Raw genomic sequence first — 12,170 nt, forward strand, 5'->3', positions numbered from 1 at the left:
ACATCAGGGCCGCCATCAAAACGCCTCTCGCCGGTTGAGGAGACGAAAGGGTTATCCCCTGCTATCTGGGCCGATATAGGCGATCTAGGTTGCTACGCAGACGTTCTAATTAGCGTTCGAAGGAGCAGGCAGAAGGGGCCTACTGCAAATCCGCAGCTTGCGGTCGCGTAGCCAGGCGGCTACAGTAGAGGAGTGGTTGAAGTTCAGCAAACAGAGCGCTTTGCGCAATGGCTGAGAGATCTGCGTGATCTCAGGGCCCGAGCGCGCGTTCAAGCCAGGGTTGAGCGTCTTATTGGCGGCAATCCGGGGGATGTCAAACCCATCGGGTCTGGAGTCTCTGAGTTGCGAATCAACTATGGCCCTGGATACAGGGTCTATTTCCAGCAAAAAGGCTCCACATTGATCATTCTCTTGGCTGGTGGCGATAAGTCATCCCAATCAAGAGACATCGAGGAAGCTCTTTTGCTCGCCCGTCTGATCAAGGAGAACGGTTGATGGAGATCAAGACTCTGCCTTACGACGTCGCTGAGACACTCAGAACACCCGACGAAATGGCGGCCTATCTTGAGGCATGCATCGAGGAAGCTGATGGCGATGCTGCCTTCATTGCCAAGGCTCTCGGCGATATCGCACGTGCTCAGGGGATGACGCAGATCGCTCGTCAGACAGGACTCTCCCGCGAAAGCCTGTACAAAGCACTGTCTGGTGATCGCAGCCCTAGTTTTGACACTGTTCTCAAAGTGGTCTCCGCACTTGGATTAAAACTGAGTGCCGGAGTTCAGGAGAAGGCGGAGGCGGTCTGAGTGCAAATGACCAATCAAGAGTCAGCGGTGGTGCTCTGTTGAGCGGGCCCTTCGAACGCGCCGCTCGAGTGGACAGGCAATTGATAGATCCCTAATAGAAGCAGAGATCTCTGCCTGCCACTCAACGGCAGCGTTAGAGAGATGGGGGCGGAGCGGTTGCCGCCCAGAACGGGTATACTCCCTGTATAGCCGCTGAGTTGCTGTGCAGACGCGGGTCCAGAAGTGGGGAAACAGCCTCGGGGTGCGGATCCCTCGTGGCCTTGCTGAGGAGGTTGGCCTCGGCGCTGGTACTGAAGTGAGCTTGAGTACCAAGGATGGCGAGCTTGTCGTGAAGCCGTTTGTCCCTGCTCGCCTCAGCCTCGATGATCTCTTGGCAGAGGTCTCAGAGAAGAATCTCCATTCCGCTATCGATACGGGATCAGCTGTCGGTGCGGAGATCTTTTAGTGACTGCTGCGTATGTCCCTGATCGGGGTGACTTGGTCTGGCTGGAGTTCACACCGCAGACAGGTAGTGAGCAGGCTGGAAGGCGTCCCGCTTTGGTGATCTCGCCAAGGGCCTACAACGCGAGGGTTGGCTTGGCCTTGTTTTGTCCGGTCACATCACGCGTCAAGGGTTATCCCTTCGAAGTGGCATTACCTGAAGGCAGTGGTGTGGTTGGTGTCGTTCTTGCTGATCAGTTGAAGAGCCTTGACTGGCGTGCCAGGAAGGCGAAGCTGATTGAGCATGCTTCGTCTGAGGTGCTGGCGATGGTTACTGTAAGGATCCTGCCCCTGCTTGACCCCGGCAATTCTGTCACTCTCTAACACGGCAATGCACCTGACCCGCCGCCACAGGATTCTTGAACCCATGGGCGAACTTCAGCCCCAGCTTTCTGCGGGCAGGTGATGGCCAGCGTTAGCCAGAGCAAGGGGGATGCGGGAAGCTACCGCCGTGGCTACAATGTGAGTACGTCTGCAGGGTGTGGCCGTGGTTCGGGCAAAGCTGGTAAAAATCGGCAACTCGAGAGGGATCCGTCTTGCCAAGCCGCTGCTTGAGGTTGCGGGGTTGGCCGACGAAGTCGAAATCGAGGCGGCTCCAGGGGTTCTGACCATCAGGCCGTCGGCTCATCCGAGGGCTGGGTGGGCAGAGGCGGCATCTTCGTTCGAGCCGGAGGGTCTTCTCGATGAGATGAGCGCCACTCGGTTTGATGATGAAGAGTGGTCATGGTGACTGAAGAACATGTTTCAAGAGGCGATATCTTCCTTGTCGCGTTGAATCCCACGCGAGGATCTGAAATCAGGAAGACGAGGCCTTGTGTCGTAGTGTCGCCGGACGAACTGAATGCTTACCTTCGCACTTTCATTGTTGCACCGCTCACAACTGGCGGACATCCATACCCGTTTCGTGTGCGTTGTAAGTTTGACGGCAAAGAAGGTCATGTTGTGCCTGACCAGCTGAGGGCCGTCGATAGGGACCGACTCGTCAAGCGATTGGGGAGTCTGTCGGAGACTACGTTGACTGAGCTGCTGGGTGTCCTTCAGGCGATGTTCGCTGTGTAGAGGCCTGGCAAACACGGCCATGCACCTGTCCCGCCACCAAAGAACCACTGAGCCCTCGGATGATCTTTTGCTATTGCTTTCTGCGAGCAGGTGATGGCGAGCGTTCGCAAGATGCCTAATAAGTCACTGTACACACAAGTTTTTATTGGTTTCGCCCCCCCCAAAAAAAATCCGCTTAATGAAGTGTTAAGCGTCGTTGAGACAACATTATTCCAATCAATGAATTAGTTGAAATGATCTCTAGAAGGAGTATGTGGCTCGGTCAAGGTTCAAAATGTTAGGTGTCTTATGCAGCCCGCGTAACAAACCTTGTCGCATTGGTGAGAGGTGTGGTGCTCTTGCTATGAGAAGGAAGTTGGTTCTTGGGAGGTTATACGAACGGCATCTCATGCGGCAAAAAGCCATCTAGCGATAGCTTATGCGGACCGCCGAAACAATGTTATCCGACTAATCGCGAACCTTTGGCCGTTGCGAGTGTCACGCAGAGATCGACCAAAAACTCACGCCACTCAACGAATGGACTTGCGATGATTCGCACCACACTAGAAACGGACTGCGATGCACTTATCGCGTTGGCCACCGCTTCTGGGCTCTTCGATCCCGAACAAACAGGCATGCTCGCGGGAATGCTTCGATCCCCTGATGAAAACGACGTCTGGTTCACCGATGAAGATGCTGGCGTTCCCGTTGGCGTTGCATACGCGGCTCCGGAAAAGATGACACACGGAACTTGGAATCTGTACTGGATTGCGATTACTCCGGATCGTCAACGACAAGGGCGGGGCAAGGCAATGCTTGAACATGTTCAGGAGTGGTTGATTGAAAAACGGCAACGGATAATTCTGGTAGAGACCGCTGGCGTTGATGACTTTGACTATGTCCGGAAGTTTTATTCCGACAATGGATTTGAAACCGAGGCACGAATTCGGGACTTCTATGAGGCTGGCGTTGACAAAGTTGTGTTTCGCAAATCACTGACCTGAATCGGCGGATAACAAAAAAATGCACCCGAGTCGCGAAGTCGGGCGTTTTGGCAGTGGAGAATCTCTCGTCGCGACCGGGTGATTTTGAACGTTACGATTCTAACGATTCGCATTTCACTGTGGCCGATTGACTAGAAAGAAGTATGTCCGAAGATGAATTATGCAAAACCCGTTTGTCCACGGCGTTGGTGGTGTTCTGAGCGCTGATATCGCCGTACCTGATCATGAGCGTGAAGTCGATTTCTACACGAAAATCCTCACGACCGGTGAAGCCCCACTTTGGCGCGATGATCTGATGAACAACCTGGGCACACCCATCATCGGCCTCGGCGCTCGCACTCCCGAATACGACAGCTTGCCACTGCAGTGGATGCCCCACTTTCAGGTCGCCGATGTTGCTGCCAGCGCTGCAAGTGCGATTGAGATGGGCGGAAAAGAACTCATGCATGGCAAGGACGATGATGGCCAGAGCCAATGGGCAGTTCTGGTCGATCCCGATGGGGCTGCGTTTGGCATGATCCCAGTTCCGCCTAGCGAATCAAATACCTCTCAGGATGTGCGTCAAGGCTGTATCTCATGGCTCTCGCTCGCGGTTCCCAACGCCTCGTCGAGTCGAGACTTCTATCAACACGTGATTGGATGGAACGCCAATTCCATCGAACCGGAGGAAAGCGAAGGCCTCGTGGCGAAGTTTCTGATGAAGATTGACCATGAGACTTCTGCAGCAGAAATCCACCAGTTGGGCAGTGAGCAAAATGAAATCCCATCGGTTTGGCTGATTTACTTGCCGGTCGACGATTTTGTGGAAAGTCTTCGATGCGTTAACAAAAGCGGTGGCAAGGTTATTAAGGAATTCGCCGAGGCAAAGTATGCTATTATTCAAGATCCAGCCGGAGTCTACCTGGCACTGCAGGCCTCTTAGTGTCAGAAAGCGGCATAACAAGCAATGCACCGAAGCCGCGAAGCTGAAGTTTCAAATGGACAATTACTTGTTGCGGCCCGGTGATTGCGGACGTTAGATAAACGTTAATCCCCGTGTTCTTAGAAATACAAAAAGAAAGCAAGCTTTACCAAGAAGTCCTTAATCTAAGATACGAACTCTTCTTCGAGAGTACACGGTATGACCAGTCTGTTCTTCACGATGAACTAGAGCCGAAGAGTAGGCATTTTGCGATCGTGGAAAGCGAAAGGTTGATTGCATACGGTAGGTTGAGTTTCATTGAAGGCGGTATTTTCCAGATATCACAAATCGTTGTGAATCCTTCAGAGCAACGAAAGGGCTACGGGTCGAAACTGTTGTCCTACCTACTTGAAGAGTGCGAACGTGCCGGCTCTAAAGAAGTTTTCCTCAATGCGCGAGTGAGCGCCGTTTCTCTGTACAGCAGGTTAGGGTTTAAGGTTAGTGGTGTTGAATATCTATCTCCAAAAACCAAAATTCCTCATATAAAAATGGTAAAGAGGCGTGGCATCTAACAAGGTGCTCAAGTCGAACCTTCACCTACGCTCCACTCAGCGCATGGCTTCGCCATTGTATGCGCTGTGTTTCACTCTCGGTTCGGCCGACTTAGCAGGGCGTTATGCGGCATGGCGACCTCGATTGCCGGTATATAACGACCCACCAACTACCTTCAGGACGACCTAAAATGGATCACACAGCTATAGAGATTATCAAGATTGTTCACCGCTTGGCATTCGGTGAAGAAGGCGACGAGACGGCGGCGCTCGCAGGGGCTTTCCTCTCTCTTCCAGAGACGATTTCCGTCAACGCAACGCGAGATGGAAAAGTCGTAGGGAACATTCTCTTTACGCCATTTGTGTTCAAAGAGCACGCCGACAAAAAGTGTTTCCTGCTGGCACCGCTTGGCGTTTTGCCTGATTATCAAGGGCATGGAGTAGGTAAGGAACTGGTTCAGAATGGTGTGAAATGTCTTAAGTCCATCGGCGCAGATGCCGTTTTTGTTCTTGGAGTTCCAACCTATTACCCTAAACACGGATTCACTCCGACCAATCTACAGACACCGTATCCTCATTTACTTACGCTTCCCGATTCGTGGATGATTCTTGAACTCAATGCGGGAGTTGCGGACCATCTTACGGGAGAGACGATTGCTGTAGAACCATTTATGCAGCCAGCCTTCTGGGACACCTCAGGGCGAGAATAGCCGCATAACAACAGCATGCAGCCGATTTGCGAATGGCGCGTTTTCACATTGAGCATCAATCGTCGCAACCGGATGATGCTAGACGTAAACATATAGCCATCAAGGGATGAGCCAAATCTTAGAAGCCAATCACTCAGCCCAGGGAACGTTGCCAATATCTGCACTCAAAGGGAAGGGATCCACTGCCAAAGGGGTGGGGGGCAATTCGCCCAAGGCATTGCCTTGATCCACGGCCCGAGGCGGTTCCTTTGCAGGTGATGGTGCTCTATCCGGGCGAGGAGGCCGATGGCATGGCCGAACCCGTGGGCTATCGGCGGATCAGAACGCCCCGTGCCGGCCTGTACCGCTACCGGGTGCTCAACGGTGATGCTGTGGATGTGCGCTTTTGCGTGTTCTGAGTTGCTTCAACGCAGTTGTTCAACGCAGCAGCAGCCACGTGGCCAGGGCACCCAGACCCACCCCTTTGCCGAACTGCGCCCAGGTCAAGCCGTAGGTGTCCAGCCCGAACGTGCGCATCATCCAATTGAGCATCTCTTTGTGCTTGCGGATCAGGAATGGGCTATCGGCCGTATTCAGCTGCTGAACACGTTTGAGCTTGAGTTCTGCCAGCTTGGCCATGGGCTGCATCGGGTTGTCCCTGCCTTTGGAGGGTTGCATGGTTCAGTGTTGCGCAAGCCGCAAGCGGATGCCTTGATGCCGGTTCTTCCTTCTGGTGATGCGATTGATTCGGACTGGCTCAGCACGCAATTGAATCTTGGTGTCGAAGCGCTGGAGATTGAAGCTCTGGGCGTGCCTCAGGGATTTGCTTCGAACACGATGCGTCTCAAGCCGCGAGGCCCCTCAGGCGCTCTGCTGCCGTCGTTGATTCTCAAGATCGATAGTGATGATCCGGTTGGCCGCGACCTGGCGGATCGTCTCCATTCCTTTCAAAGGGAGGTGGGCTTCTATCGCACATTGGCTCCTCAACTGTCGCCGTTGGTGCCGCATGTCTACGCAACGGGCAATGGCTCCAGCGATGAGGGGCGTTGGTTGTTGCTGGAGGACCTCTCGATGATGGCCGCGGGGAACCAAGTGCGTGGCATCAATGCCATGGCCTGCGGGCAGGTTCTCGAGGCCATGGCCGCGGTGCATGCCCGCTTCTGGACGTCTTCATCGCTGTTGAACCTCGACTGGTTGCCTGATCACCAGTTCTGGTTTCAGGGCAGCAGCGAGACGTTGTCGGCGTTTCATCGCAGCTTCCTGGAGGATTACGAGTTGCGTGTTGAACCTGAGGCTCTTGAAGCGATCGCTTTGGTGATCGAGCATTCCCAGGCCATCGATGCGGCCATCGCTCAGCGGCCCTTCACCCTGGTTCACGGGGATCTGCGGGTTGAAAATGTGCTGTTTGCCAGGACCGCCACGCAGCGTGATGTTGTGCTCCTCGACTGGGGCACCCCCACACGCTCGATGGCTGCGATGGATCTCGCCTTCCTGATCGGCGGGAGCGTGCCGATGCCCGCCAGGCGAGGGCGGCTACACGACCTCTGCAGGCAGTGGCACCAGAGCCTGCAGACCCACGGCGTGAAGGACTACAGCGTCAGCGATGCCTGGGCTGATCTTCAACTCGCTGCGTTGCGTTGCCTCAGTTCTGTGCTTTTTCTGCACAACTGGCAGATGGATCCCAACATCACCTCGCGGGCGATGCTGCTCGACGATGAATGGATTGAGCGCTGCTGCGCTCTGGTGGTGGAGCTGGATGCGCTCGAGAGGTTGGATTCATTGGTCTGAGTGAGTCACATCGACCCTTATCAAATTTTGCTGATACTTTTTCAAAATATTATCTTGGCGACATTGCTTTAGACCCCGTAGTCTCTTGTCGGCACAAGACGAAAGCCGAGTCTTGTATTAAAAGACTTTAATGAGATCGGACTTCAGCTTTGATCTTGCTACTTTTCCATGTAAAGAAAATTTTATTTCGTGACTAGTATCGCTTCCGGCCTCTGGGTTCCCAGTGGTAATGACTATCTGATTGATGGTCTGTGGGGCCGTCTCGGTGTTCAGGAGAATTTTGGTGAAACCTATGTGTCTGGTGCCACGAACGGTCTGGCAGTTAAGGAAACCAATGACAAGGTGTTCCTCTACGCCGGAGCGGTCAACGGTGGGGTGCATCTTCGCGTGTATGACAAGGCCACTGATCAGTGGGGAGATCGCTGGACGTGGATCAGCAAGCCAGGCAGCGGCTACATCGGCTCGCAATCGATCGGTGTGCTTTCGATTTCAGACGACGGTGAATACCTGGCTGTGGGTCAGGGAAACCCTTCGAACTCTGGCCCCTCCGGTGCGCCAAGTGAGGGTGTTCAAGTTGGTGCGATTCAAAATGATGGCTCGATTCAGTGGCTGCCCGTTGCGGAGGGTGCTGCAGAAGCACTTGACAATCAAAACATCCGCAGCATGGAGTGGGTCGGCGCCAACCTTGTCGCCACCAGTTGGGACAATCTGAACGGCTTCAATAGATCAGGCAGCGGTGGCATCATTGAAATCACAACAACGCCTCAGGGCATCACCGCAGCGCGCACTGAGCAAATCGATAGCAATTTAACTCTCAGCAAAGGGGCGGACACCGTTATTTATGCCGGCTATGATCGAAATTCTCCTTACATTTCTCTTTATGACCAACGGCAATCTAGCTTCATCCCCTTGACGGGAAACATTTATGAAGAGCTTCAGCAAATGCTTGCTGTGCAAGGTAAACAGGTGGCGAGAGTAGCAGTTTTCCCTGAGTTGATCAATGACAGTCTCGTAGCATTTCTGGGGACATTTTCTTCAAATCCAGACTATATTAACGGAATCATACGACTTGAAATCAACCCGGAAACGCGAGAGGTGCTGGGCTATCAGGATTTAACTATCGCTGAGGGGGACATTGGAGCGAGCCAGGCCTCCAATCTTGAATTTTATGGTAATTTTTCTTTTGCAGTTGATCCCTTTGATGAAACAGGTAATGCAGTTTTTGTTGGCGGTAATCAATTTGGATCAGCAACGCTGCAAAGTCCTACATATGATGGCGGTCTCGTACGGGTTGATTTCAGCGGCGTAGAGCCGAAGATTAGTGAGACTCTTTATGGCCCCAAAATTGATACGGTCAATGATGTAGTTGTTACACCATTTTCACCCGGCCAACCCCATGCCGATAGTCGCTCCATCGCTTTTTATGAGAGTGCCACTGGAACGAAGTTAATTCAGACTGATGATGGTGGCATCTGGGAGCTGGCCCTGCAAACCACTCCATTCGGGAGCACGGCATCGCCAGATGCCTGGTGGCAATCACTGACGACAAAGGGATTGAGTTCGCTTGAAACCAACATGGTGAGCTGGGCATCCCAGAGCAATAGCATTGCCAGTTCTTATCAAGATAATGCTGCTTCGCTCGGCTACTACGGCGATGACTATGCCACTAACTTCTGGAGGGGGGATGGTCAACTGGCCTTTTTCGATGATGCAACTGATGACGGCACTTATGCAGGATACTTGAGTTCTCAACAATATTTAGGTGATGGCCTTTTGGCGAAGGTGCTTTATGATGAAAGGGGTTATATCAGTTCAAGGCAAAACGCTAATTTCTTCTTGAGGCGATCGTCTGATCAGTCAGCGATTCCTTGGCAATGGACCAGCGAATCGCAATACTATTTATTTAATACTACACCATTCATATTGCCTTCGGAAGCTAATGCTTATCAAAGTAATCGCATCGTCTTCTCTGGCTTGCTCAATATCTATGAAACAATCGAGCCTAGTGAGCTAGCAGCAAGCAATGCAATCGTTCTCAGGCCTCTGCTTAAATCAGATTTTGAGCCCATTAACGGCAACCTTCTCAATCCAACGGCGATTGATAATCAAGGAAGCGCCGATATGGCAAACATCGGCAGCCTTTACATTGGAGCACTGGATCCCAGCGGCAATCCAACTATTTATGGCAGATCTTCTAATTCAGATGGTGATTATACCCTTGAAGAGATTGGTTTAGGGGAGAACCGCGAACAATTCATTGCGAATGGCTCAGTTGTTGACTTGGCCCATTCTCCTCAGGGTAATGGTGACACGATGTACTGGATTCAGGGTGGTCAGTCTTTATCTTTTGGAAATTACTTTACGCCGGCGCTTTCTGCTAAGGATCAGGTTTTAGGCATTCAGCAATCGGATGGAACCTTGATCTTCCTCAAGCTTGCTGAGCTTGGTTTGCCATTCGATGATAATGATCGTTATGGATATCAAGCACTCGTCTTTGTCCCAGGTAATTCTCAACGAGCCGACCGGTTGGTGATCGGTGGATTGCAGGGTATTTGGTCGGCTGAATTGGATGGCGACGGACTGTTGTCTGGCGCCTTTCAATCCATGCCATGGCAAGGTTTGCCTGAGGGAACAGCTCCCGGAAGCTATATCAAAACTATTCAGTATGATCCACACGATGATCTTCTTATCGCTGGAACGAAAGGTCAAGGAAGTTTTATCTACAGCTTCACCGGAGATCTGGGAGAGCGCCTTGCGAGCACCGAGCTAATCCATGTCTCTGATGTTGATCTTAATCAGAAGGCAGCTGCTAATCTCGATAAACGAGGCAATCAAGCTAACAGCACCATTGCAATTCAATTGGATGGCATGCTTCGTGAGCCAGATGTTGATATCAAAATCGAAATCGTCCTTCACGATGCCAATGCCTGGCGTGAGGTTATGGACTACGTATCGGCTTATGACATTGGTGTTAGCGAACAGAGAATAGCCGATGGATCTGCAAAAGATACTGCGATTAAATTCCTCAACATTCTGGATCCACAGGGGCTTGATTACAGGGGCGGTCGTGAAGAAAATGGTGACATTATCATGCCCTTCACCTTCCCTTCCGATGTCAATCTCTACAACTTGGTTGTGAATCAAAAAGAGTTTGCATCGCCTCGCGATACGATTGAACTGGCTTATTCTGTCCGTGCGATTGATGATATCGATCAAGCCTCGGCAGTGCTCAGGCTTGTCCCTGATTATGCCTCCACGCGTGCCAACTTCTATGGCAGCAGTCTTGCTTTTGATCAGGACTACTTTGAAAACCTCGCTGTTCCTGGCGGTGATCAAGTTATTCAGGCAAGAATTCCTGCATCACACAGTGCATCATCGATTTTTAATGCCTATACCATCACTCCTGTTGTGAATACGGGCTTGGCGCTTCTTCCTGTCGAGGATGCCAGCTATTCCATTCGCTCAACGCTTGTGATTGATTCATTCGACCAGCTCAAATTGGTCGATGCGAATGATTCTCCTGCCAGGTCCGATGCCTGGATGTTTGCTTTGATCTCTAATATCGATCTGCAAGCGCTCTTATCTGAAGCAAGGGCTACAGGACAGAAAGAAGCTGTTATTCAGGAGTACCTTTCCCGCTTCTCGAGAAGAGCCTCTGTCTCGACTTACGACCCGATCTCTGGTGCTGGCTCACGTTTCTACGATCTATCTGAGAATGGTTATGCAGATAGGGTGGATATTTCTGCCAATGCTTCCCAGAGGCAATTCACCGACAACGTGAATCTTGCATTCGCAAGCATTGTCTTGAATCCGTCGTTTCAGGCTGTTGATTCACGGCAGATTCTGCTTTCTGGTCTGGATTCAAGTTCAGCCTCCAGCGAAGTGCCCTTCAGCACCGTTAATTTTCGGTTGTCTGCAAATCTTGATCAACGTCCATCAGTAACCAGCAGCCTTGGTTATGTGCTTTTCAATCCTTACGAGAATTTCCAAGATTTCAACTTCACCCTCTTTCGTAACCGGGCACGCACTCTGATCTCCAGTCTTGGAGCCTCCGTTGATTTAAACGCCATGCCTGCAGGCTTCGATTTCTCTAGTGAAATCCTTGCCAACAATGGTCAGCGCTTGATGTTCTTTGAAGTGGAGGGCGCTTCTCTTGATCAGCTTTCAGGGTTGGACGATCCACGCCTTCATTGGCTCGACACCAGCCTTGCGGTTGATGGCAAGTCTGTCAGTCTCTTCACTCCCAATGGCGCTGAAGCCACCATCGCGATCACGCCTGGCTTCCAGGGAGTCGACCCTCTGATTGCCGATCTACAAAATCAAGCGCCCATTCTCGACTTCACAGCCTTCGCGAATGATCAAATCATCGAACTCAGCCTCGGTTACGGCCGTGAGGCTGCGTTTGATTCCGTCACCGGTTGGTATGTCATTCAATCCAAAGATGGTGCTGTCGTGGCCGCAGATGGAAACACACTGAGACCCGGTCACCCCAACTACATCAATGAGGCCATCCGTCAGGACAACCGTATCGACAGCCTTTCAGGGTTGTTCATCGAGGATGGAGAAACACGCACCCTTGATGCTCAGGTGTTGGGTGGTGTTCTGCTAGCTCCTTACGCCCAGGTGAGTGGCGGGGATACTTACGTTGCTTTTGCCGAGGCGAACAGCGATGGCCTTGAGCACTTCATGAGCCTCGGAACCAATTTGATTGGCTTTGAGGATTTGCCCAACGGAGGTGATCGCGATTTCCAGGATGCCGTCTGGAGTTTTGATTTTGCTGTCGATCTAATGGCCTAATCCATCGTTTCACAGCCTGTGGCTTCGTCAGTAGGGATGGTCGTTCTCTGCTTCTTGCTGACTCCTCAATGCCGTTGAGACCGCCCATCAACAATCCTGCTCATGTCACTGAGCAGGCA

Annotated in this window: 13 protein-coding genes; 12 read left to right on the forward strand and 1 reads right to left on the reverse strand. The window is 51.9% G+C overall.

Going from position 1 to position 12,170, the window contains the following annotated elements; all coding sequences use genetic code 11:
• Positions 1 to 192: 192 nt before the first annotated feature.
• The 10 genes from SynBMKMC1_RS04915 (at position 193) to SynBMKMC1_RS04960 (ending at position 5,885) form a co-directional block, all read left to right on the forward strand.
• Entirely contained in the window at positions 193 to 495 is a 303-nt protein-coding gene (locus SynBMKMC1_RS04915; protein WP_186472909.1) for a type II toxin-antitoxin system RelE/ParE family toxin, read from the forward strand.
• The gene (locus SynBMKMC1_RS04920) at positions 495 to 803 is read left to right on the forward strand and encodes an addiction module antidote protein (RefSeq protein WP_186472910.1); all 309 of its coding nucleotides are present in this window, start codon (positions 495 to 497) and stop codon (positions 801 to 803) included. The genes SynBMKMC1_RS04915 and SynBMKMC1_RS04920 overlap by 1 nt, the downstream gene beginning before the upstream one ends.
• Positions 804 to 1,005: 202 nt before the next feature.
• Positions 1,006 to 1,248, forward strand: coding sequence for an AbrB/MazE/SpoVT family DNA-binding domain-containing protein (locus tag SynBMKMC1_RS14820; RefSeq protein ID WP_186472911.1), 243 nt, complete (start codon positions 1,006 to 1,008; stop codon positions 1,246 to 1,248).
• Complete coding sequence (mazF, locus tag SynBMKMC1_RS04930; RefSeq protein WP_186472912.1) at positions 1,248 to 1,607, forward strand: endoribonuclease MazF; 360 nt, start codon at positions 1,248 to 1,250, stop codon at positions 1,605 to 1,607. Before SynBMKMC1_RS14820 ends, mazF begins: the two co-directional genes overlap by 1 nt.
• A gap of 399 nt (positions 1,608 to 2,006) precedes the next feature.
• Entirely contained in the window at positions 2,007 to 2,342 is a 336-nt protein-coding gene (locus tag SynBMKMC1_RS04935; protein WP_186472913.1) for a type II toxin-antitoxin system PemK/MazF family toxin, read from the forward strand.
• 527 nt (positions 2,343 to 2,869) lie between these two features.
• A complete protein-coding gene (locus tag SynBMKMC1_RS04940; RefSeq protein ID WP_186472914.1) occupies positions 2,870 to 3,325 on the forward strand; it encodes a GNAT family N-acetyltransferase in 456 nt (151 codons plus the stop codon).
• A 160-nt stretch (positions 3,326 to 3,485) separates the two neighbouring features.
• On the forward strand, positions 3,486 to 4,247 hold the full coding sequence (locus SynBMKMC1_RS04945; protein WP_186472915.1) for a VOC family protein: 762 nt from the start codon (positions 3,486 to 3,488) through the stop codon (positions 4,245 to 4,247).
• 113 nt (positions 4,248 to 4,360) lie between these two features.
• Positions 4,361 to 4,798, forward strand: a complete 438-nt coding sequence (locus tag SynBMKMC1_RS14825) for a GNAT family N-acetyltransferase (RefSeq protein ID WP_186472916.1) — start codon at positions 4,361 to 4,363, stop codon at positions 4,796 to 4,798.
• A 170-nt stretch (positions 4,799 to 4,968) separates the two neighbouring features.
• The gene (locus SynBMKMC1_RS04955) at positions 4,969 to 5,487 is read left to right on the forward strand and encodes a GNAT family N-acetyltransferase (protein ID WP_186472917.1); all 519 of its coding nucleotides are present in this window, start codon (positions 4,969 to 4,971) and stop codon (positions 5,485 to 5,487) included.
• A gap of 257 nt (positions 5,488 to 5,744) precedes the next feature.
• Positions 5,745 to 5,885 (forward strand): hypothetical protein, encoded by a 141-nt coding sequence (locus tag SynBMKMC1_RS04960; RefSeq protein ID WP_186472918.1) that lies wholly within the window; start codon positions 5,745 to 5,747, stop codon positions 5,883 to 5,885.
• A 19-nt stretch (positions 5,886 to 5,904) separates the two neighbouring features.
• Here SynBMKMC1_RS04960 and SynBMKMC1_RS04965 read toward each other — a convergent pair whose 3' ends face one another.
• The gene (locus SynBMKMC1_RS04965) at positions 5,905 to 6,144 is read right to left on the reverse strand and encodes a hypothetical protein (RefSeq protein WP_255486309.1); all 240 of its coding nucleotides are present in this window, start codon (positions 6,142 to 6,144) and stop codon (positions 5,905 to 5,907) included.
• 36 nt (positions 6,145 to 6,180) lie between these two features.
• Between SynBMKMC1_RS04965 and SynBMKMC1_RS04970 the strand changes: the two genes are divergently transcribed.
• Positions 6,181 to 7,254 (forward strand): phosphotransferase, encoded by a 1,074-nt coding sequence (locus SynBMKMC1_RS04970; RefSeq protein WP_186473331.1) that lies wholly within the window; start codon positions 6,181 to 6,183, stop codon positions 7,252 to 7,254.
• A 189-nt stretch (positions 7,255 to 7,443) separates the two neighbouring features.
• Positions 7,444 to 12,051: a DUF4114 domain-containing protein gene (locus SynBMKMC1_RS04975; RefSeq protein WP_186472919.1), complete on the forward strand. Its 4,608-nt coding sequence runs from the start codon at positions 7,444 to 7,446 to the stop codon at positions 12,049 to 12,051.
• The last annotated feature ends 119 nt before the right edge of the window (positions 12,052 to 12,170 follow it).

This window comes from Synechococcus sp. BMK-MC-1, assembly GCF_014279955.1.
Taxonomy (GTDB): Bacteria; Cyanobacteriota; Cyanobacteriia; order PCC-6307; family Cyanobiaceae; genus Synechococcus_C.

Coding starts and splice junctions, on each gene's coding strand:
- SynBMKMC1_RS04945 (WP_186472915.1), top strand. CDS start 3,486: ATGCAAAACCCGTTTGTCCACGGCGTTGGTGGTGTTCTGAGCGCTGAT.
- SynBMKMC1_RS04935 (WP_186472913.1), top strand. CDS start 2,007: ATGGTGACTGAAGAACATGTTTCAAGAGGCGATATCTTCCTTGTCGCG.
- SynBMKMC1_RS04970 (WP_186473331.1), top strand. CDS start 6,181: ATGCCGGTTCTTCCTTCTGGTGATGCGATTGATTCGGACTGGCTCAGC.
- SynBMKMC1_RS04920 (WP_186472910.1), top strand. CDS start 495: ATGGAGATCAAGACTCTGCCTTACGACGTCGCTGAGACACTCAGAACA.
- SynBMKMC1_RS04965 (WP_255486309.1), bottom strand. CDS start 6,144: ATGCAACCCTCCAAAGGCAGGGACAACCCGATGCAGCCCATGGCCAAG.
- SynBMKMC1_RS04955 (WP_186472917.1), top strand. CDS start 4,969: ATGGATCACACAGCTATAGAGATTATCAAGATTGTTCACCGCTTGGCA.
- SynBMKMC1_RS04960 (WP_186472918.1), top strand. CDS start 5,745: ATGGTGCTCTATCCGGGCGAGGAGGCCGATGGCATGGCCGAACCCGTG.
- SynBMKMC1_RS04940 (WP_186472914.1), top strand. CDS start 2,870: ATGATTCGCACCACACTAGAAACGGACTGCGATGCACTTATCGCGTTG.